Origin of the sequence: Vitiosangium sp. GDMCC 1.1324, assembly GCF_003044305.1 — a bacterium.
Classification (GTDB): domain Bacteria; phylum Myxococcota; class Myxococcia; order Myxococcales; family Myxococcaceae; genus Archangium.
In genome coordinates this window covers 326,618-345,779 of record NZ_PZOX01000005.1, presented here as the reverse complement: position 1 = coordinate 345,779, position 19,162 = coordinate 326,618, and the positions used below count along the sequence as shown (strand labels likewise).

Here is a 19,162-nt window from a genome sequence, read left to right as displayed (position 1 = left end):
GGCGCGCTTCAGAGCAGGTTCTGGATGAGTTGCAACACGAGGGCGAGGAACTGCCGGTCCACGATGAGTAGCGGCACCAGGGGCGCCAGGGCCGCGGCGGCGACGCTCAGGAGCGGCCGGCGGCCCCACGGGATGAGCCGCATCCGGTGCGTGACGTCGAATGATGTTCCCAGGTCAGCGAGCGAGGAGAACTCGGCGGCACCCAGGAGAGGGCGCTCGGAGTTGCCCGGAGCGCCCTGTGGGCCGCCCTGGGGGTCGAACCACCTGCGCTCGAAGTCCCGCGAGTGGTGGGCCGCCAGCGCGGAGAACTGGAGCACTCCGCGCCGTTTCGCTCTCAGGAGAGGGATCCCGAAGGGCAGCAGCGGTGCGAACACGAGGATGAAGGCAATGAGCGCGAGGACGAGCTGGGGGCTGGCGTATCTCAGCGGGTCCTCGGTGGGGCTCACCCGGTTGAGGTGACGGGTGGCACTGGCGGAAGCGCAGGCCAGTGCGAAGACGACGACGGAGAAGCTGCTCTGGCAGGTACTCAGGAACCGCAGGCCTCCCGTGAAGTCCGGGTGGGTCGGTCTCAGGGCAAGGGGCATCCGTGAGACGCGGAACAGGAACAGGGCCCACACGGCTCCGCGCCACAGCCACCAGAGCACCATGAACCGGAAGAGGGGCAGGCTCCCCGCCACGTACCACAAGCCGGCCGGGGTGAGGTGTCCCTCGCCGTCCGCGAAGAGCCACTCCACGTGCTGCTTGGGGAGCTGTTGCCAGAAGGAGAGCATGTAGCTGACGAGCAGCAGCCCGGCCTCGACGAGTCCCAGGCTCCGGAGCCGCTGCGCCTTGCGCGCGGCGTCGTCGAGGGCACTCAGGTTCTCCGCTTCGATCAGCTCCGAGGAGACGAGCTGGCGCACGGCCAGCGCGAGCCGCTTGTCGACATAGCGCTCAGCGGCGATGAGCACGGGCAGGGAGATCAGCAACTGGGTGTGGACGTGGTAGTCGAGCAGGAAGGCACGGAGCGCCGCGGGCTCTCCTCGCACGGCCGTGAGGAGCAGGAGGGGGAGCCAGCCCAGGAGCGTGAGGGCGAGCAGGCGCCAGCGCAGGGTTGGACGTCCCGGGCGGAGGAGATGGAACCGCCGCCGCAGCAGGAGGAACGGGCCTCCCTGGAGCAGCGAGAAGTCCTGCAATGACGCGGGAACATCCATGGCTGTGTTCAATCTAGGAATGGGCGGTATCGCCTGCCATGGCGGTTGAATTGAAGAAGGCGCGGAACCTGGCTCCAGGTCCCGCGCCTTCGTCGTTTCAGGCCCGTGTGCTCGGGCCGGAGCGCGTGCTACTTGCGCTCCTTGGGGCAGGCCGCCTGGTCGTCCTTGAGACGCTGCTGGGCATTGGCCAGGTACTTCTCGGTGTTGCCGATGACCTCCTGGCTCTTCGTCTCCACATCGGCCCAGGCCGTGTCCTTGGCCTTGAGCTCCTGGACGATGGCCAGCGAGGCCTGGTCCACCTTGAGCTGGGAGTCGATCGCGTTCACCCAGCCCTGGGCGGAGTCGACGAGCGCCTTGCACTTGGTCTTCAGCTCGTCGATCAGCTTCCAGTCCTTGCTCTTCTGGTACTTGGTGACGATGGCGTCATAGGCCTCGGCGGCGTTGGTGCGGGCGCCCGAGGCGATGGCCACGTCGGCGGAGCGCTGGTTGCGCACCAGGTCCAGCTGCAGGAAGCGCAGCTCGGGCGGCAGGTCCGCGGCGGGCTCGGAGGCCTGCGAGTTGAACTGGACGAAGCGGTAGCCGAACTTCAGCTCGTCCGTCTCCAGCTTGGCCGGCAGCGCCATCATCTTGCCCTTGAGGCAGGCGGCGAGCTGGTCACCCTCGGGGGTGCCCACGGGATCGAAGGTGATGTCGGCCGCGGTCGCCAGGCCCTTCTTCAGGTCCACGCTGGCCTTGAGGATGGGCGGAGCCTTGTTTCCGAAGCTCGCGTAGCAGTCACACCAGGTGGGCAGGGCGAGCCGCACGGTGCCCGAGTAGTCCGAGCCCGGGTTGATGCCGAACTTGACGCTGGCGCTGTTGCTCGTCTCGTGGACGAAGCTGCTCTCGGACGTCACCGGCTGCGCGCCCTTGGGCAGGGCGGTGAGCGGCACCTGCGTATCCACCACCTTCTGGATGCACGCGGTGCCCTCGGGGGTGAGGTTCTCCCCGGAGACGGCGTGGGTGCCGCCCTGGTCGTTGACGGTGGTCTTCACCGTCACGTTGGTGGTGTCCGCGGCGCCGCGGGACTTGGGATCCACCAGACACTCGAGCACCTGGGGGCGGGCGGAGGTGAGCGCGCCCAGGATGACTTCCTGGTTGGCGGGCTGGGGCAGGGAGCGCGTCTTGGGCTGGCACACCGCCACGTCGAACGGCGACTGGTTGGTGATGCGCATCCGCTCCTCTTTGGTGGTCGGGCCCTGCTGCTTCTTCTGGGCCTGCTCCTGGGTGGCACACCCAGCCGCGACGAAGAGGACGGAGGCGATGGCGATACGGCGCATCATGTCGGGGATCTCCCTTGGGGTTGGGACAGCGGGGGGACTCATTTATCAAGTCCCTCGGCGTTCTTGAGATCCTTCAACCGCAGCCCGTTCTTCTTGAGGAGGCGGTAGAGGCTCTGCATGGACAGGCCGGTATGCTGCTCGGCCGTCTTCATGTCGAAGTTGGACTGGCGCATGACCTCGGCGAAGTAGAGGCGCTCGAAGTCGGCCACCACGCGGTCCTTGGCCTCATGGTAGGGCATGCCCGTCACGAGCGCGGCCACGCTGGTGGTGGGCTGGTTGCCTTCGATCTTCCGCTCGGGCTGGGCCATGAAGTCCAGCCAGCTGACGTTGCCCGTCTCCTGCATGAGGGCACCGCGCTCGAGCACGTTGCGCAGCTCGCGCACGTTGCCGGGCCAGTCGTAGCCCTCGAAGAGGGCGATCGTCTGGGGGGTGAGCTCGAAGGTGGACTTGATGCCGCGCAGCAGGGACTGGGCCAGCACGGGGATGTCCTCGCGCCGGGTGCGCAGCGGGGGCAGGCGCACGCGCGCCACCGCCAGCCGGTAGTAGAGGTCCGCCCGGAAGCGGCCCTGGCGCACGTCCTCCTCGAGGTTGCGGTGGGTGGAGGCGATGACGCGCACATCCACGGTCACCGGCGCCCCGTCCAGTGAGGGCACCTCGCGCGACTCCAGCACGCGCAGCAGCTTGGGCTGCAGCGACAGTGGCAGCTCGCCCACCTCGTCCAGGAAGAGCGTGCCACCCTGGGCCGCCTCGAAGACGCCCTTGGTGCCCTTGTCGTCGTCCTCGCCGGAGCGCAGGCCGCCGAACAGCTCGCGCTCGGCCTTCTCCTCGGTGATGAGGTTGCAGTCCACCACCTTGAAGGGACCGTGCCGCCGCATCGAGTGCTGGTGCACGGCGCGCGCGGCCAGCTCCTTGCCGGTGCCCGTCTCGCCCTCGATGAGCAGGTTCATGTCCTCGCGGGCGATGCTGCGCAGCTGCGCGAAGACGACCCGCATCTTCTCCGAGGTGCCCACCAGCCCCCCGAAGGCGTCCGCCCCACCGGAGACCTCCACCTCCGTGGCGCGCGGCTCCTGCTTGATGGCCAGCTTCGTCTTGCCCAGCACCACCTTGTCCCCGGGCTGCAGCAGCACCTGCATCACCTGGTGGCCGTCCAGGAACGTGCCGTTGCGGCTGCCCAGGTCGCGCAGGAGGATTCCCTTCCCCGAGCGCTCCAACTCCAGGTGACGGCGGCTCACCGTCTGGTCGCTGAGCACCAGATCGCTGGCGGGGTCCGAGCCCACGCGCAGCAGCGCATCCTGAGTGGTGACCTTCTTGCCCTTGTCCGGGCCGGCCACTACCTCCACCGTCCATTCACGCACTTGAATCCGTGTCGGGCGTGACTCGCCCGTCTGCACGGTGAGCGTGACCTCCGGCCTGTCGTTGATCATTGGCGTAGACCCTCCCCCCGGAGCGGAGTGCTACGAGCACCGCCAGCGTCGCGGGAGTTCCCTGTTTATGGGGGTTGGTACGGCGGGGGCAAGCGTTACCGACGAGGCCCGCGGGGCAGTGCGTCAGGGCAGGAGTCGCTCGGGAAAATTTCCATCCGGACGGCGAACGCGGCCTCAAACGGAGCCAGGTTTTCTGCCCGTCCGGGGCTTCGCGCACGAACAGGCCGACATCCCGGTGTGCTGAAGCAGCGCATCGGGTTGCCAGCCCTGGGTTGTCGAAGCGCAGCTGTTCGCCGCTAGTACCTGCCGGGCGGGTCGCTGGCCGGGAAGGACTCCATGGACTCCTCGTCTACGAGGTCCTCGAACTCGGGGCCGCCGGAGTTCACCTGGGCGTTGGTCTGGGCGCCGAGCTGCTCCGGGCTGATTCCCTGGCCCGCATCCACCACCGGCTTCCTGCCGCCCTTCCTGCCGCCCGCGGCCTTCTGGCTCTTCCGGGTCTGCACGCGCCCGGTCCGCATCAGCCGGGCCGCGAGCAGGTTCTTCGCGCGCTCGGCCAGGTCACGCTGGGACTCCTGGTAGTCGCGGAAGAAGTCCACCAGCTCCCGGTCCCCGCTCTGATCGGCGTCCTGGATGTACTGGTCCACCGACGAGGCCGCCTGGAGACAGTGGTAGAGCACGCTGATGACGTCGTAGTTCTCGTCCTTGGTGCCGGTGACCTGTTCCCCTGTCTCTGCCATCGTCCACCTCCTGTGTGAGCCCATCACTCCGGGCAACCTGCTCACGGCGGAGGGAGGACGCCCATGGGGACTGGCTGGCCGCCTGCCCCCGGGCATCGTGGATGGCTCAGGCTCAGGCCAGCAGCGGATCGAGCCGACCCTCGGTCTCCAGGCGGGCGAGGTCCGAGTACCCACCCACGTGGGTGTCGCCGATCCAGATCTGCGGCACGGTCCGCTGGCCGCCGCTCATCTCCACCAGCTTCTCGCGCATGTCGTCGTTGCCGGTGACGTCCAGCTCCTCGTACTTCACGCCCTTGCGCGTGAGCAGATCCTTCGCCCGGACGCAGTAGCCGCAGTAGGTGGTGGTGTAGATTTTGACGGGCTTCACATGTCCTCCTGGTGTCTTCCTCCAAACTAAGAGGGCAGGGGACAGCGCGCCACCCGATGGCCGCCCGATGGATGCCCGCTGGCTTCCCGCAAACGCGAACGGCCCCCGATTCCACGAGGGAACCGGAGGCCGTTGCGAGGCACCCGGAGCGCGGGAGGAGCCGCGCTCCGGAGTCCTGGAGGGGACTACATGCCCATGCCGCCCATACCGCCCATGCCGCCCATACCGCCGCCGGCGGGCATCTCCTTCTCCTCCTTCGGACGCTCGGCCACCATCGCCTCGGTGGTGAGCATGAGGGAGGCAACCGAGGCCGCGTTCTGCAGCGCGGTGCGGCTCACCTTGGCCGGGTCGATGACGCCGGCGGCCAGCAGGTCCTCGTAGATGCTGGTCGCGGCGTTGAAGCCGAACGAGCCCGAGCCCTCCTTGACCTTGTTCACGATGACGCTGCCCTCGAGGCCGCCGTTGGCGACGATCTGGCGCAGCGGCTCCTCGACGGAGCGGCGGATGATGTCCACGCCGAACTTCTCACCGGCGTCCACCTTGAGGGTGTCCAGCGCCTTGGAGCAGCGCAGCAGGGCCACGCCACCGCCAGGGACCACGCCCTCCTCCACGGCGGCGCGGGTCGCGTTGAGGGCGTCCTCCACGCGAGCCTTCTTCTCCTTCATCTCGGTCTCGGTCGCGGCGCCCACGTTGATGACGGCCACGCCGCCCACCAGCTTCGCCAGACGCTCCTGGAGCTTCTCGCGATCGTAGTCGCTGGTGGTCTCCTCGGTCTGGGCGCGGATCTGCTTCACGCGCGCCTCGATGTCCTTCTGCGAGCCCGCACCGTCGACGATGGTGGTGTTGTCCTTGTCGATGGTGATGCGCTTGGCGCGGCCCAGGTCGTTGAGCGTCAGCGTGTCCAGCTTGATGCCCAGGTCCTCGGCCACCATCTTGCCACCGGTCAGGATGGCGATGTCCTCGAGCATGGCCTTGCGGCGGTCACCGAAGCCCGGCGCCTTCACCGCGGCCACGTTCAGCACGCCGCGGATCTTGTTCACCACCAGGGTGGCCAGGGCCTCGCCCTCCACGTCCTCGGCGATGATCAGCAGCGGCTTGCCAGAGCGAGCCACCTGCTCGAGCACGGGGAGCAGATCCTTCATCGACGAGACCTTCTTCTCGTAGATGAGGATGAAGGCGTCGTTGAGGACGACCTCCATGCGCTCCGGGTCGGTCACGAAGTACGGGGAGAGGTAGCCGCGGTCGAACTGCATGCCCTCGACCACGTCCAGGGTGGTGTCCAGGCCCTTGGCCTCCTCCACCGTGATGACGCCCTCCTTGCCGACCTTCTCCATCGCATCGGCGATGATCTGCCCGATGGTGGTGTCGCCGTTGGCCGAGATGGTACCGACCTGGGCGATCTCCTTCTTGTCCTTGGTGGGCTTGGCGAGCTTCTTCAGCTCCTCGACGATGGCCGCCACGGCCTTGTCGATGCCGCGCTTGATGTCCATCGGGTTGTGCCCGGCGGCCACCAGCTTGGCGCCCTCGCGGAAGATGGCCTGGGCCAGCACGGTCGCCGTCGTGGTGCCGTCACCGGCCACGTCCGAGGTCTTGGAGGCCACCTCCTTGACCATCTGGGCGCCCATGTTCTCGAACTTGTTCTCGAGCTCGATCTCCTTGGCGACGGTCACGCCGTCCTTGGTGATCGTGGGGGAGCCGAACGACTTCTCGATCACCACGTTGCGGCCCTTGGGGCCCAGGGTGACCTTCACCGCGTCGGCGAGGATGTTCACGCCGCGCAGGATGGACTCGCGCGCGCGGACGTCGAAAAGAATGTCCTTTGCCATGTGGATTGCTTCCTTTGGGTAAGGCGATGAGGGGGAGGGGGATTACTTCTCGATCACGCCGAGCACATCCTCCTCACGGAGGATGAGGTGGTCCTCGCCGTCGATCTTGATCTCCGTGCCCGCGTACTTGCTGAACAGGATGGTGTCGCCAGCCTTGATGTCGAGCGGGCGGACCTTGCCGTCCTCGAGCACCTTGCCGTTGCCGACGGCGATCACCTTGCCCTCGAGGGGCTTCTCCTTGGCGGTGTCGGGGATGAACAGACCACCCTTGGTCTTGTTCTCCTCGGCCACGCGCTTGATGATCAGACGATCCTGCAGGGGACGAATCTTCACGGTTTGTCTCCTTCCTGATGAGGCACCCCGCTCACGGGGCACCCGTGTAGGGGTTGGAAATGGGGCCTGGGGCCCTGGGCCGTTAGCACTCACACCACATGAGTGCTAACCGGCGAGCGCGCGGGATAATAACCAGCGAAGTCGACCCGTCAAGCGAGCCCAGACCCGAGGGCAGGGTTCCGCCAAACCCTCGTCACAACTCGCTTTTTCGACTCTGTCTGCCTGTGGACATCCTGGGCCTGGTGGGTGGGCAGGCCGTGCGTTTCTGGCAGTCGGAGGTGGCGAGTGCCAGCGTAAGTGTCCGGAATGACTGGAGGTCCTTTTGCGGCATGTGGGGGGCCGTTGGTAAATTTTTCATGGCGTCCCCGGCCTGATTCTTCCCCGGGGACGAGGGAGGTCGAGAGTCCATGAGTCAACTGGTGACGGCCCCGTCGTTGAAGGAGTTCTTCAGGACGCTGTTGGATGAAGTCATCCGGCGCCAGAAGCTCGCGGTCGCGGAGACGACCGAGTTCTATCTGGTGAACCTGCTGGCCGAGTTCGCGAGCGCGGACAACCTGTTCAGCAAGGGCGATGACGGGCGCAAGGAGCAGGAGCCGCTGGCGATGCTCTACCACCGCGCGCTCCAGCAGCAGCGGGACGAGCGCATCCGCACGCTGCGGCGGCTGGGGGACGTCTCGCTCTACCAGGCCGGGTTCTTCTCGGGCGCGCTGCGCGAGGGGCCGGTGGGGCAGGACTACTACATCCAGATGGGTGGGGCGGCCTACGGGCAGGTGGCCGACCTGGCACCCGCCGCGGGCTTCGCCTCCGTCTACCGCGAGCTGAGCGCCCGCTTCCGCGCCCTGGTGGATGTGCTCGAGGAGATCGCCGCGCGAGGGCTGGTACAGAACGGCCCCTCGGGCACCCTCAAGGTGTACGAGAGCTGGGTGCGCACGGGGAATGACCGGCTGGAGCAGGTGCTCGTGGACGCCGGCATGGTGGTGCCCAAGGGTCTGCCCAACTAGCCGGAGAGCCCTGCATGATCGGTCGCGTTCAGGCGCACCTGGAGGCCATCTACGGGATTACCTGCGCCGCCCGGGCGGAGGTCTTCGTGGTGGACACGGAGGCCGCCGTCCAGCTCGGCGCCACCGGACGCGCCGAGGAGGAGTTGCTGGTGCTCGAGGGGGAGGGGCAGCTGGAGCTCGCCCTCTACCTCGCCCCCTCGCTGCTCCACCGCCTCAAGCCCTACGAGAGCGGCCCGGTGGCCTCCCTGCTGGAGCGCGAGCTGGACGGCTTCTGCCAGCTCGCCGAGGGTGTGTCCCACTTTGTCTATGTGGCGCACACGGCCACACATGGGCGTACCGTGTCGCTGCTGGAGCTGGAGGCCCAGGCGGAGGTGGACAAGTTCGCCCTGTGCCTGCTGCACCGGTGGGGGGATGGGGTGGGGGCGTGGGCGGGGGAGCTGCGGCGGAGGCTGTTCGATCGGGTGTCCTACCGGGAGCAGCTGTCCGGGGAGGAGCGCTGGCGCTACGAGGAGGCCAACCGGCTGTCGCGCAACTTCTGCTCCCGGCTGATGGGGCACGTGACGGCCCGGCGGCTGGAGCGGCTCCTGTCGGAGCTGCGTTACGCGTACCGGTTGGGTGCAGAAGCCAAGCTGAGGCACTTCGCGCAAGTCTCATGAACGCGGCGGCCGGGCATCGGTTACCTTGAGGGCGTATGCCCCGTGAGGCCTCCGCTGGAGGAGTTGTCGTCCGAGAACAGGGGGGCGAGCTGGAGGTGGCCGTCATCCGGCCCCACGGCCGCTCCCTGTGGGCGCTTCCCAAGGGGCATGTGGACCCCGGGGAGTCGCCCGAGCAGACGGCCGTACGTGAGGTGTGGGAGGAGACGGGCCTGAGGGCCACGCTCGTCGCGCCGCTGGGGGAGATCCGCTACGTCTACCAGTTCCGCGGACAGCGCATCTTCAAGCGCGTCCACTTCTTCCTCTTCCGCCACGAGTCCGGGGTGCTGGGAGACATCCAGCACGAGGGACACCGGGTGGAGGTGGACGAGACGCGCTGGGTACCGCTCGCCCGGGTGGCGGCCCTGCTGGGCTACAAGGGCGAGAAGGCCATTGCCGCGCGAGCGGCCAGGATGCTGCTGCGCGCGGGGGCCACCCTCGCCCTCTCCGGAGTGCGTCCGGAGGGCTCCGGGGACTAGCTGGCGTTGGCCTTCGGCGGCTCGTTCTGCGAGTACTTGCCCGTGAGGGCCTCGCGCACGTCCCGGTCGAACTTCACCCGGCCGGTGGCGACCTCGCGCAGCGAGAGCACGGGGGGCTTGTTCTTCGAGGTGTCGATGATGGGGCGGGCGCCGGCCATGAGCTGACGGGCGCGCTTGGCCGCCAGCAGCACGAGCGCGAAGCGGTTGTCGACCAGGGGGAGGCAGTCTTCGACTGTGACGCGAGCCATGGTGGAGAAGATCCTTCGCAGGGTACTGAGGTAAGGGAGTCAACCTAGAGAGTGACCCCCACCGAGTCAAGGAAGGATGGAGCTGCCCGTCAGCCACGGGACGCGACGCCTGCTCCCCACCGGAGACGTGGTACGCTTTTCGGGTTTCAGTGCCTTTCCGGAAGAAGATGCTCCGCTTCCCGTATCCCGGTGAATTCCTTGATGCCTCGCTCCCCTGAACCCGGGCCGACCCCCGCCGAGCGGGACGAGCAGCGAGGTGTCTGGAACAGCCGGATGCTCTGGGGGCTCGCCGCGATCATCCTGGGCTTCTACGGGGTGGACGTCCTCTACCTGGGCTCCTTCAGCGTCTGGGCACTCGTGTTCCGCCTGGGGTGGGTGGTGAGCCTGCTGCTCATGTGGGGCATTCCGGGGGACTCCTCGTCCGGGGCGCGCTGGCGGGTCTATGTGTCCGTGGGGCTGTCCGGCATCTGCGTCGCGGGGCTCTCCTTCGTGATGGGAGGCGTGGGGAGCCCCTACTTCGTCATGGTGCCCACCCTGCCGCTCGGCACCGCCCTGGTCCTCCGCGAGGATCGGCGCGCCACCCTCGCCGCGGGCGGGGTGAGCTTCGTGGGCACCCTCGTGCTCGTGGGGGGGGCGAATCACTCCTTCGCCGAGCGGTTGACCTGGGTGCTCATGATGATGGGCACCGCGGTGCTGGCGGACTTCCTCTCGCGCCAGGCGCGCCACGTCCAGACGGCCGAGCAGCAGGCCCGGCTCGAGCGCGCCCGCCGCGAGTCCCTGGAGGCCCTGGCCCTGAGCGAGCATCGCCGGGCCCAGTCGGAGAAGCTGGCCATCGTCGGGCGGCTGGCGTCGGGGGTGGCGCATGAGATCAACAACCCGATCGCCTACGTCGGCTCCAACGTCGACTTCGTGCGCAACGAGCTGACGTCGGGGCGGGAGGTGGACCGGGAGGAGCTGGCCGAGGTGCTCGCGGAGACGCGCGTGGGCATCCAGCACATCCGGCAGGTCGTCGCGGACCTGAGGGGCTTCGCGCGGATGGACGCCAACGAGCCCACGCCGTGTTCTCTGGCGGACGTGGTGGCCGATGCCATGAAGCTGGCCTCGCTCCGGCTCAAGCACGTGGCGCTGCTGCGGGTGGACGTGCCCGCGGACCTGCCGGAGATCTTCGCCGTGCGGCAGCGGCTGGTGCAGGTGCTGCTCAACCTGCTGGTCAACGCGGGCGACGTGCTGGAGTCGCACAAGGTGGAGGGTGGCGAGGTGCGGGTGACGGGCCGGGCCGAGCAGGAGCGCGTGGTGCTGCTCGTCGAGGACAACGGGCCCGGGTTCGCCCCGCATGTGCTGTCCCGGCTCTTCGAGGCCTTCTTCACCACCAAGAGCCCCGAGAAGGGCACCGGCCTGGGTCTGACCCTGTCGCGCGAGCTGGTGGAGCAGTTCGGCGGCGCGCTCACCGCCAGCAACCGTCCCGAGGGCGGGGCGCGGCTGCGCATCGAGCTCCCGGTCCGCCCGGTCGAGCCTCCCGAGGAGGAGCCCTCCACCGCACCGGAGGGAGGAGCCCAGGGCGCCGCCTGAGGACCCCGCGCACAGGCCCGCCTTCCGGGCGGCTCGGGTGCATCCGAGATGCCCACCTCCGGCGTCCATGACAGAGTGCGCTCCCCGTGAGCCACCTCATGCATCGCTTCGTTCCGCTGCTCGCCGTCTTCGCGCTGTGCTCCCTCGCTTGTGAGCGGAAGTCTCCTCCTCAATCGTCTCCGGCTCCGTCGGCTGCCTCTTCGGAGCAGCGTGCTGCCGCGGACGAGGGGCCGATCGTCATCGGGATGCTCGGGAGCCTCACGGGCTCGGAGGCCTCGTTCGGTACGGTGGTTCGCGATGGCATCCAGTTCGCGGTGGAGCAGGTGAATGCCTCGGGCGGAGTGAAGGGCCGCAAGGTGGAGCTCCGCTCCTATGACACCCAGGGCAAGCTCGAGGAGTCCGTGGCCGCGGCCAAGCGTCTCCTCACGCAGGACCGGGTGGTGCTCATCCTCGGAGACGTGACGTCTTCCGGCTCGCTGGCCATCGCGGACGCGGTGCAGGCGGCGCGCGTTCCCATGGTGACGCCCTCGGCCACCCACCCGGACGTGACGAAGAAGGGCGACTTCATCTTCCGCACCTGCTTCATCGATCCCTTTCAGGGTGGTGCCATGGCGCGCTTCGCCCGGGAGCACCTGAAGATCGATCGCGTGGCGGTGCTGCATGACAGCAAGAACGCCTCCTCGCTCGGATTGAGCGAGGCCTTCACCGAGGCCTTCAAGAAGCTGGGCGGGACGGTGGTGGCCGTGGAGAGCTACTCCAAGGGCGACACGGACTACCGTGCGCCGCTGCTGGCGGTGAAGAAGGCGAAGCCCCAGGCGGTGTACCTGCCGGGCTTCTACAGCGAGGTGGGGGTCATCGCCCGCCAGGCGCGCGAGCTGGGGCTGATGCAGCCCTTGCTGGGCGGGGATGGTTGGGAATCGGATCGCATCTTCGAGCTCGCGGGTGGTGCGCTCGAGGGCGCCTACTACTCCTCGCACTACGCCGAGGACAACCCCGCGCCCGAATTGCAGCGCTTCATCACCTCGTTCCGGGCGCGCTACGGCCGCTCTCCCGAGGCCGCCTCCGCGCTGGGCTATGACGCCGCCAAGGTGGCGCTCGCCGCCATCGAGCGGGCGAAGTCGCTCTCGGGCCCGGACATCCGGGACGCGCTCGCGAGCACGAAGGACTTCCCCGGCGCCACGGGCACCCTCACCATGGATGCCGATCGCAACCCGGTGAAGCCGGCGGTCATCCTCACCATCCACGAGGGCAAGCGTCACTTCGCCGCCGCCGTGACTCCGTGATGGGCTCGCGCGCCCTCAGTTCTCCAGCGCGGACACGTCCGGGCAGGCGGAGGCGTTGCCTATCGCCGCCGTCTCCCAGCTCTGCTTCAGGTAGGTGAGGCGGAAGCTGGCATCCCAGCACTCGATCTGGGTCCACGTGAAGCCCGCGGGAACGTCTCCGCCCGTCACCGAGATGACTCCTACGCCCCCGCTGTCCCGCGTCCACCGGCTGAGGATGGTCAGATCCTCCTTCTGTGTCCCGGGGATCAGGTCGGTGTCCTGGAGCACGAACCCCATCTCCCCCAGGCCCCCGGGAATCTCGCGGTACGCGTAGAGGATCTCCGACGCGGCCTGGGTGGAGGCGGGCACGAAGCGCATCCGCACGCTGATGGGCAGCGCCCGCGTTTGATAGACGATCTCCAACAGGTCCATCCCCGACAGAGACCCCATGTCGAAGCCGTGGGCCTTCGTCTCCTTGACGAGTACCCGCACCGCGCCCGTGCCCTTGCGCAGCCCTCCGTCCGCCTGGAAGGTTCCCTCCAGGGCGGACCACCACCCTTCCTCGCCGGAGCCCTTGGGCCGGAACTGGAGTTGGTAGCCGAAGGTGTTCGCGTCGCGGACCATCAGGAAGCGCACCTCGTGGCCGGGATGCTGCTCGTCCGGCCAGGGTCCCCACACGCGGTAATCCGGTCCGCGCGTCGTCGGCGGGAGCTTGCGGATCTCCTCCAGCACGGTGAGCAGCCCATCCATCCCCTGGTTGAACGTGTCCGACGCCGCGCGCGTCTCCACGTAGATTTCCGAGGGAGCCCCCAGCGTCAACAGGTCCGAGCGCTGGCGCAGGCCTCCCCCGCTGGCGGAGCGCTCGCTCCCGGGCAGCTTGGAAGCCAGGTCCTCTCGCATCGGCAATGCGTTGAAGAACTCGAGGTCGTCGTTGGAGAGGTTCCCACCGCACGCGGTGGCGAGGCAGCCCAGGAGGAGGAGCCAGGAGGTCCGCATCGTGTGCTCCCTGTCAGAAGCGGTACGTCACGAGCGCCCCGAGTTCCCAGTACCCCAGGGAGCGTTGTGCGTCGACGTTGTAGAGAAGGTAGTGGACGCGGCCGCGCCCGGTGAGCTCGAAGTGCTCCGACATGTGCCAGCGCACGCCACCCACGAGGCCGGGCGTGAGCACCGCGTAGAATTGGTCTGGAAGGCTCGGGTCCTCGAAGTCCCGGCCCGTGAGGAGATAGGCGAGCCGCACGCCGACGAAGGGGGCCACGGGGCCGAAGGGCCACTCGGCCACCAACGAGGTGCCCACGGTCAGCAGCGAGTAGCGGTAGCGTGGCCCCGAGAGGGTCGGTAGCTCCAGCGTGGCCTGGCGCGCGCCCAGCGACAGGTCGAAGTCCCAGCGCCAGTTCTCGCGGAAGTAGTGGTGCAGTCCCACCTCCAGGCCCAGCAGCGGCGTGGAGAGGAAAAGGTTCTCGCGCGTCGGCGCGTCGAAGAAGGAGTGGTAGCCACCGGCGAGCCCCAGCGTCCAGTACGTGCGAAGCGCGCGCGGCTGGGGCGGCACGCCCTTCACCGGATCATCGGAGAACGGTGCGTCGCGCAGCTGCGACTCGTCGAGCACCGTGGTGCGCCCGCGCCGGACCTCGGCCTCTCCGATGCGCAGCCGATCCGGCATCCGCCGCTTCACCGTGTACGTGCCCGGGGCCAGGCCCAGGCGCCGCTCGGTGTCCACGGCCTTGTCCAGCTCCGCCACCACGAGGCCACCCGGGCTCACGAAGTAATAGGCCCCGGCGGGCGCGGTGCGGGGCACCAGCAGGCCCTCGTCACGCCCTCGCAGATCCGTCAGCACCAGGTCGCCATTGCCGGCCAGGTCATAGCTGAAGGTGGGATGCTGGGGCCCGGCGCTGCTGTCCGCGGTGTCCGCCACGGTGCGGGCGTAGGCATGGGAATAGGCTTCGAAGAGCGTCACCTGTCCGTCGCCCGAGCGATCCGCGTCCCCCATCAGTCCACTGGCCAGGTGGTGGGAGAAGTAGCTGCCGCCCAGCAGGTCCGACTCCTGTGAGTCCTCGTCCGCCGAACTGGAGGTGAGGATGACGAGCCCCCGGGCCTCGCGCGTGGCGCCCGCGTCGATGGCGAAGGCAGGCGCGCGCCGAGCTCCCTTCGTCCGAGTGAGTGCCCCCGAGCGGCACGAGTCCAGGATGGCGATGCGGATGTCCGCCGGTGCCGCCGACAACCGGCGCTTGAGCGCCTCGAGGTCCAGCGTGCTGTCCCCCAGCCGCAGCGAGCCGTCCTTCGCATGGCCCGAGTAGTAGACGATGAGCGCGGTGCGCTCGCCCCGAGCGCGTGCCGCCTGTGCGCCTGTCTCCAATTCAGTGAGTGCCTGGAGGAAGTCCTTCGCGCTCTTGTCCAGCAGCAGCCGTTCGTCACCGGGTGCCACGCCACCGAGCCGCACGAGGAGGCCGTGCATCTTGCGCGCGTCGTCCCGGGCGAAGCGCAGCGTCCGGGTGTCCGAGCCGCCCTCGTCGTTGCCCGCCACCAGCGCGAAGCGGCGCACCGGCTGGGCCTGCACGGCCGCCGCCAGCAGTAGCGCCAGGACCAACGCCTGGCCATGAGCGGGAGCGCGCCTCATGGCTTGCGCAGGAGCCAGTGACTCTCTTCTCCGTCCACGCCCAGCGAGGACATGGCCGAGACATTACCGCCCGCGGACTCCCAGGCCCGACGCGCCGCCTCTCTCACCGTCTCCACCTCCAGGGGCCTCTCGGAGAGCACCACCACCACGCGCTCGTAGCCGGAGCCGGTGAACACCACGCTCTCGGGCAGCCAGTGCCGCACGGTGGCGCCCTCCTCCACGGGAAGGCTCATCCCCGCCTGGGAGTAGAGCGGAGACACCTCGCCGGCCTCGTCCACCGACACCGTCATCACGTACCGGTACGTTCCCGGCACATACCCCACCCGCACCCGCTCGCCCTGAAGGAGCGACTCGGTGTCGCCCGGCATGACGGCGCGCTGCGGCCCCTCGCCTCCGATGCGCAGCTCCGCCGAGGCCCCGCCCTTGAGCCGGTTGGTGGGCGGCTCGGACAGCATCGGCCGGACCAGCAATGCCAGCAGCACCGTGGCCGCCACCGCCACCATGAAGCCGTGGAACCGCGGCGACGAGTTCTCCTCCGATGGATTCTTCAGCGCGCGCTCCACGCCGGCCGCGAAGCGGTCGAAGGGAACCTCCGCCTCGAAGCGGGCCTGGTCCGACTCGAGGCCCTTGAGCACCCCATGGCACTCCGCGCACGCGGCCACGTGCGCGCGGGCCTGCTGGGACTCCGCGCCCGGGAGCTCTCCGGCATGCAGCCGCCGCAGCGTCCATTCCGACAGGTGCGCGCTCATGGGACCTTCAACTCCTCATTCGTCAGGGCGGCGAACCGCTCCAGCCGCTTGCGCACCGTGGGGACAGAGCGCTCCAGCAGCGCTGCTACCTCTTCCAGCGTCATCCCGTCCACCCAGTAATGCACCACCGCCGCCTGGGTCTCCGGGTCCACCTTCGACAGGAGCGAGCGCACCAGCTCCCGCGTCTCCATCGCCTGCGCGCCCCGGTCTCCCTCCGGACGGGCCTTCTCGTCCCGCTCGAACCAGCGCCTCCACGGAGCCCGCTCCGCACGCAGCTGGTTGAGACAGTGGTGGGTGGCGATCTTCATCAACCACGCCAGCGGCGAGGTCTCCGCGCGGAAAGCGTCCGAGTGGGTGAGGGCGCGGGCGAACACCTCCTGCATCGCGTCCTCGGCCTTGCTCGCGTCCTTCAACAGATAGCGGCAGCGCCCGTACACGCTGCCGCCATGGACCGTGTACAGCTCGCGCAGGAACGCGCGCCGATCCTTCTGACCTCCGTCGATGACCTTCAGGGCCGGTTGGGTCGTTCCTGCCACGAACTTCCTCGTCTCGCCTCGGGGTGGAAGGTCCCGAGCTTACAACGAGGGCCTACAGCGAGGAGTAGACCGCCGGGGTGAAGGCGCAGTCAGTGTTCTCCGTTCCGTAGCGCACCTGGGGGAAGGTGTAGCTGGCGCGCAGGTACACGCTGGCGAAGGAGGCGTTCCAGCACTCGCTGGCGGTGGCCTCCTCGGTGCCCAGGTCTCCGCCCGCCAGCTTGACATCCGAGCGGCCGGCCCCCGTCTCCTGCCAGCGGCTCTTGATGGTGAGGGTCTCCGGGGCGGCGGAGCTGGAGCCCTCGGGCTTGTACCAGTCCTGGTTCAGCTTGTAGTCGAACTGGCCGCCCTGGCCCGGGGTGGCGGCGTAGCGGTAGTCCGCGTCCACGCGCTTGCTGCTGTCCTTGTCGTCCTTTATCTGACGGAAGCTCGCGTCCACGGTGGCGGTGCTCTTGTCGTCCAGGCGCGAGTACTTGACGGAGAAGGAGCCCACGTTGTTGTCGTGCTCGGGCAGCGTCGCCGCCTTGTCCCAGTCGAGCTTGAACTCACCCTGGCCGAAGCCCTTCATGGGCTCGCCGGCCGCGTCCAGCGAGGCGGTATGGGTGCCGGTGACAATGTCCACGAAGGCCGAGTCCGCCGCGTCCTTCGCCTTGGCCGAGAGGGCATAGCTATAGGTGTGGTCGCCCGTCTTCTTCACGGTGAGCTTCCACGTGTTGCGGGCGAGCGCCTCGGTGTGCGGGCCCCACACCGCGGTGTCGTTGGTGACGGAGGTGGGCGGGTACTTCGTCACCGCGTCCACCAGGCCCAGCACCGCCAGCGTGCCGCCATTGACGACCACGGTCGTGACGCGGGTCAGCACGTAGAGGTCGCTCAGCTGGTTCTGTCCGGACTGCGCACCCGTCCCCTCCGCCATCAGCGCCTGGCCGCTCTTCTCGGGCGTCTTCACCGCCACCATCTCCTGCGTCGGCAGCACGGCGCGGAACTCGTCCTCACGGCTCATACGGCCACAGCCCACCAGCATCAGCGCGGAGATCAGCAGGCTCTTGCGGAACGTCATGTGTCGGTCCTCTCGGGTGTCCGCCCGGTCCCTTTCAGGCCGTTGCGGGTCGTTCGCCCGTAGGGACACAGCAGGGGTCCAAAAACAGAAAAGGCGATTTTCGGAGGCTCGAAACCCCGGGAGTTTCGAGCCCTTGGAAGTCCCCTGGTTGCCCTCCAGGCATACCGGACGGGGGCTCCGACGGGAAAAAGGACCCGTTCCTAGGTTTGCCGCATGGAAAAGCGCCACCCCAACCACCCCGGGGAGATGGGAATCGACGCCTCGCTCGCCGAGCGGTGCCGGACAGCGGACGAGATCAACGCCCGGGGCCGGGCCATCGAGGTGTTGCTGGACGCCGGTGTGCCCTTCCTCGTGGGTGGGGCCTATGCCTACGCCACGTATACGGGCATCTACCGGGACACGAAGGACCTGGATCTCTTTCCCCGCAAGCGCGACGCGGAGCGGGCGCTGGTGGTGCTGGAGGCGGACGGCTGGCGCACCGAGCGCACCGATGACGTATGGCTCTACAAGGCCTTCCGGGGCGAATACTTTGTGGACTTCATCTTCTCCTCCGGCAACGGAGTGGCCACGGTGGATGACGAGTGGTTCGTCCACGCGCGCTCGGCCTCCGTCTTCGGCCACCGCTGCCTGGTGGCACCGACCGAGGAGATGATCTGGTCCAAGGCCTTCGTGAACGAGCGCGAGCGGTACGACGGGGCGGACATCAACCACCTCATCCTCAAGATGGGGAAGGGGATGGACTGGGAGCGGCTGCTGCGGCGCTTCGACCGGTACTGGGAAGTGCTGCTCAGCCACCTGATGATGTTCCGCTTCGCCTACCCGTGCGAGAGGGATCTGATCCCCGTGTGGCTGATGACGGAGCTCATGTCGCGCACGCTGGACACCCTCAAGGAGGGCAACTGGGACGAGCGGCTGTGCCGCGGCAACCTCATCTCGAGGGTGAACTACACGGTGGACATCCACCACTGGGGCTTCGGTGACGGACGGTGCTGGGACGAGCGAGAGCGAGAGAAGGGGGAGGCACGTGGCGCGGGACGCGAACTCGAAAATACGGTTGGCGGCGGTCGGTGACCTCCACTGCCGGGATGATCAGCACGGACGGTTCCGCCAGCTCGTCAAGCAGGTCAACGCGGAAGCGGACATGCTGGTGCTGTGCGGAGATCTGACGGATCGGGGGATGGTGGAGGAGGGCAAGGTGCTCGCCGAGGAGTTGGCGGCGCTGCGGGTGCCGGTGGCGGCGGTGCTCGGCAACCATGACTACGAGCACAACCAGTGGAAGGAGATCTGCGGCGAGCTGTCCCGGGTGGGGGTACACATCCTGGATGGGGACCACTTCATCTTCGAGAAGACGCTGGGCGTGGCCGGGGTGAAGGGCTTCGGCGGTGGTTTCGGCAACGCCACGCTGCAGGCCTTTGGCGAGGGGCAGACGAAGTCCTTCGTGCAGGAGGCGGTGCACGAGTCGCTCAAGCTGGAAGCGGCGCTCAGCCACCTCGACACGCCGAAGAAGGTGGTCATCATGCACTACGCCCCGGTGCCGGAGACGCTGGAGGGCGAGAACATCGAGATCCGCCCCTTTCTCGGGACGAGCCGTCTGGCGATGCCGGTGGACCACTATGGAGCGGAGGCCGTCTTCCACGGCCACGCGCACCACGGTTCGCCCGCCGGAAAGACGAAGAGCGGCATCCCCGTCTACAACGTGGCGATGCCGCTCATGACGAAGATGCGCCCCGAGCATCGCTTCCTGCTGCTCGAGGTGTGAGGCGGG

20 protein-coding genes are annotated in these 19,162 nt (G+C 68.3%); 7 read left to right on the top strand and 13 right to left on the bottom strand.

The window, feature by feature from the left end:
- Positions 1–8: 8 nt before the first annotated feature.
- From DAT35_RS17385 to groES, 7 genes are all read right to left on the bottom strand, one after another.
- Complete coding sequence (locus DAT35_RS17385; protein ID WP_108068152.1) at positions 9–1,190, bottom strand: hypothetical protein; 1,182 nt, start codon at positions 1,188–1,190, stop codon at positions 9–11.
- Positions 1,191–1,318: 128 nt separating this feature from the next.
- A complete protein-coding gene (locus tag DAT35_RS17380) occupies positions 1,319–2,509 on the bottom strand; it encodes a hypothetical protein (RefSeq protein ID WP_108068151.1) in 1,191 nt (396 codons plus the stop codon).
- Positions 2,510–2,547: 38 nt separating this feature from the next.
- Positions 2,548–3,933 carry a sigma 54-interacting transcriptional regulator gene (locus DAT35_RS17375; RefSeq protein ID WP_199242920.1) on the bottom strand — a complete coding sequence of 462 codons (1,386 nt, stop codon included), beginning with the start codon at positions 3,931–3,933 and terminating at the stop codon, positions 2,548–2,550.
- Positions 3,934–4,229: 296 nt separating this feature from the next.
- Positions 4,230–4,670 (bottom strand): hypothetical protein, encoded by a 441-nt coding sequence (locus DAT35_RS17370; RefSeq protein WP_108068150.1) that lies wholly within the window; start codon positions 4,668–4,670, stop codon positions 4,230–4,232.
- A gap of 112 nt (positions 4,671–4,782) precedes the next feature.
- Positions 4,783–5,037, bottom strand: coding sequence for a glutaredoxin 3 (grxC, locus tag DAT35_RS17365; protein WP_108068149.1), 255 nt, complete (start codon positions 5,035–5,037; stop codon positions 4,783–4,785).
- 185 nt (positions 5,038–5,222) lie between these two features.
- Positions 5,223–6,863: a chaperonin GroEL gene (groL, locus tag DAT35_RS17360; protein WP_108068148.1), complete on the bottom strand. Its 1,641-nt coding sequence runs from the start codon at positions 6,861–6,863 to the stop codon at positions 5,223–5,225.
- Between the two features lie 42 nt (positions 6,864–6,905).
- Positions 6,906–7,196 (bottom strand): co-chaperone GroES, encoded by a 291-nt coding sequence (gene groES, locus DAT35_RS17355; protein WP_108068147.1) that lies wholly within the window; start codon positions 7,194–7,196, stop codon positions 6,906–6,908.
- Positions 7,197–7,603: 407 nt separating this feature from the next.
- On the opposite strand from groES, the gene DAT35_RS17350 reads away from it, so the two are divergent.
- Genes DAT35_RS17350 through DAT35_RS17340 form a run of 3 tightly spaced genes read left to right on the top strand, consistent with a single transcriptional unit; the run spans position 7,604 to position 9,368 of the window.
- A complete protein-coding gene (locus DAT35_RS17350; protein ID WP_108068146.1) occupies positions 7,604–8,197 on the top strand; it encodes a hypothetical protein in 594 nt (197 codons plus the stop codon).
- A 14-nt stretch (positions 8,198–8,211) separates the two neighbouring features.
- Complete coding sequence (locus tag DAT35_RS17345) at positions 8,212–8,853, top strand: hypothetical protein (RefSeq protein WP_108068145.1); 642 nt, start codon at positions 8,212–8,214, stop codon at positions 8,851–8,853.
- A gap of 35 nt (positions 8,854–8,888) precedes the next feature.
- Positions 8,889–9,368: an NUDIX hydrolase gene (locus DAT35_RS17340; RefSeq protein WP_108068144.1), complete on the top strand. Its 480-nt coding sequence runs from the start codon at positions 8,889–8,891 to the stop codon at positions 9,366–9,368.
- On the opposite strand, the gene rpoZ is transcribed toward DAT35_RS17340, so the two are convergent.
- Positions 9,365–9,616 carry a DNA-directed RNA polymerase subunit omega gene (rpoZ, locus tag DAT35_RS17335; RefSeq protein ID WP_108068143.1) on the bottom strand — a complete coding sequence of 84 codons (252 nt, stop codon included), beginning with the start codon at positions 9,614–9,616 and terminating at the stop codon, positions 9,365–9,367. The genes DAT35_RS17340 and rpoZ overlap by 4 nt on opposite strands.
- 201 nt (positions 9,617–9,817) lie before the next feature.
- Here rpoZ and DAT35_RS17330 point away from each other — a divergent pair, with 201 nt between their 5' ends.
- Positions 9,818–11,185: an ATP-binding protein gene (locus DAT35_RS17330; RefSeq protein ID WP_146209758.1), complete on the top strand. Its 1,368-nt coding sequence runs from the start codon at positions 9,818–9,820 to the stop codon at positions 11,183–11,185.
- 98 nt (positions 11,186–11,283) lie between these two features.
- Complete coding sequence (locus tag DAT35_RS17325; RefSeq protein ID WP_108068141.1) at positions 11,284–12,468, top strand: ABC transporter substrate-binding protein; 1,185 nt, start codon at positions 11,284–11,286, stop codon at positions 12,466–12,468.
- Positions 12,469–12,483: 15 nt separating this feature from the next.
- Here the strand turns inward: DAT35_RS17325 and DAT35_RS17320 are convergent, their stop codons facing one another.
- The 5 genes from DAT35_RS17320 to DAT35_RS17300 are packed head-to-tail and all read right to left on the bottom strand — an operon-like array spanning position 12,484 to position 17,397.
- Complete coding sequence (locus DAT35_RS17320) at positions 12,484–13,443, bottom strand: hypothetical protein (protein WP_108068140.1); 960 nt, start codon at positions 13,441–13,443, stop codon at positions 12,484–12,486.
- A 13-nt stretch (positions 13,444–13,456) separates the two neighbouring features.
- On the bottom strand, positions 13,457–15,058 hold the full coding sequence (locus tag DAT35_RS17315) for a caspase family protein (RefSeq protein ID WP_108068139.1): 1,602 nt from the start codon (positions 15,056–15,058) through the stop codon (positions 13,457–13,459).
- Positions 15,055–15,807, bottom strand: a complete 753-nt coding sequence (locus DAT35_RS17310) for a zf-HC2 domain-containing protein (RefSeq protein WP_108068138.1) — start codon at positions 15,805–15,807, stop codon at positions 15,055–15,057. Before DAT35_RS17310 ends, DAT35_RS17315 begins: the two co-directional genes overlap by 4 nt.
- A complete protein-coding gene (locus DAT35_RS17305; RefSeq protein ID WP_108068137.1) occupies positions 15,804–16,343 on the bottom strand; it encodes an RNA polymerase sigma factor in 540 nt (179 codons plus the stop codon). Before DAT35_RS17305 ends, DAT35_RS17310 begins: the two co-directional genes overlap by 4 nt.
- 52 nt (positions 16,344–16,395) lie before the next feature.
- Positions 16,396–17,397 carry a hypothetical protein gene (locus DAT35_RS17300; protein WP_108068136.1) on the bottom strand — a complete coding sequence of 334 codons (1,002 nt, stop codon included), beginning with the start codon at positions 17,395–17,397 and terminating at the stop codon, positions 16,396–16,398.
- 213 nt (positions 17,398–17,610) lie between these two features.
- Here DAT35_RS17300 and DAT35_RS17295 point away from each other — a divergent pair, with 213 nt between their 5' ends.
- Positions 17,611–18,468, top strand: a complete 858-nt coding sequence (locus DAT35_RS17295) for a hypothetical protein (protein WP_369945809.1) — start codon at positions 17,611–17,613, stop codon at positions 18,466–18,468.
- The gene (locus DAT35_RS17290; protein ID WP_108068134.1) at positions 18,452–19,156 is read left to right on the top strand and encodes a metallophosphoesterase; all 705 of its coding nucleotides are present in this window, start codon (positions 18,452–18,454) and stop codon (positions 19,154–19,156) included. The genes DAT35_RS17295 and DAT35_RS17290 overlap by 17 nt, the downstream gene beginning before the upstream one ends.
- Positions 19,157–19,162: the final 6 nt, after the last annotated feature.

Coding starts and splice junctions, on each gene's coding strand:
- DAT35_RS17385 (WP_108068152.1), bottom strand. CDS start 1,190: ATGGATGTTCCCGCGTCATTGCAGGACTTCTCGCTGCTCCAGGGAGGC.
- DAT35_RS17380 (WP_108068151.1), bottom strand. CDS start 2,509: ATGATGCGCCGTATCGCCATCGCCTCCGTCCTCTTCGTCGCGGCTGGG.
- DAT35_RS17375 (WP_199242920.1), bottom strand. CDS start 3,933: ATGATCAACGACAGGCCGGAGGTCACGCTCACCGTGCAGACGGGCGAG.
- DAT35_RS17370 (WP_108068150.1), bottom strand. CDS start 4,670: ATGGCAGAGACAGGGGAACAGGTCACCGGCACCAAGGACGAGAACTAC.
- groL (WP_108068148.1), bottom strand. CDS start 6,863: ATGGCAAAGGACATTCTTTTCGACGTCCGCGCGCGCGAGTCCATCCTG.
- DAT35_RS17350 (WP_108068146.1), top strand. CDS start 7,604: ATGAGTCAACTGGTGACGGCCCCGTCGTTGAAGGAGTTCTTCAGGACG.
- DAT35_RS17345 (WP_108068145.1), top strand. CDS start 8,212: ATGATCGGTCGCGTTCAGGCGCACCTGGAGGCCATCTACGGGATTACC.
- DAT35_RS17340 (WP_108068144.1), top strand. CDS start 8,889: ATGCCCCGTGAGGCCTCCGCTGGAGGAGTTGTCGTCCGAGAACAGGGG.
- rpoZ (WP_108068143.1), bottom strand. CDS start 9,616: ATGGCTCGCGTCACAGTCGAAGACTGCCTCCCCCTGGTCGACAACCGC.
- DAT35_RS17330 (WP_146209758.1), top strand. CDS start 9,818: ATGCCTCGCTCCCCTGAACCCGGGCCGACCCCCGCCGAGCGGGACGAG.
- DAT35_RS17325 (WP_108068141.1), top strand. CDS start 11,284: ATGCATCGCTTCGTTCCGCTGCTCGCCGTCTTCGCGCTGTGCTCCCTC.
- DAT35_RS17320 (WP_108068140.1), bottom strand. CDS start 13,443: ATGCGGACCTCCTGGCTCCTCCTCCTGGGCTGCCTCGCCACCGCGTGC.
- DAT35_RS17315 (WP_108068139.1), bottom strand. CDS start 15,058: ATGAGGCGCGCTCCCGCTCATGGCCAGGCGTTGGTCCTGGCGCTACTG.
- DAT35_RS17310 (WP_108068138.1), bottom strand. CDS start 15,807: ATGAGCGCGCACCTGTCGGAATGGACGCTGCGGCGGCTGCATGCCGGA.
- DAT35_RS17300 (WP_108068136.1), bottom strand. CDS start 17,397: ATGACGTTCCGCAAGAGCCTGCTGATCTCCGCGCTGATGCTGGTGGGC.
- DAT35_RS17295 (WP_369945809.1), top strand. CDS start 17,611: ATGGAAAAGCGCCACCCCAACCACCCCGGGGAGATGGGAATCGACGCC.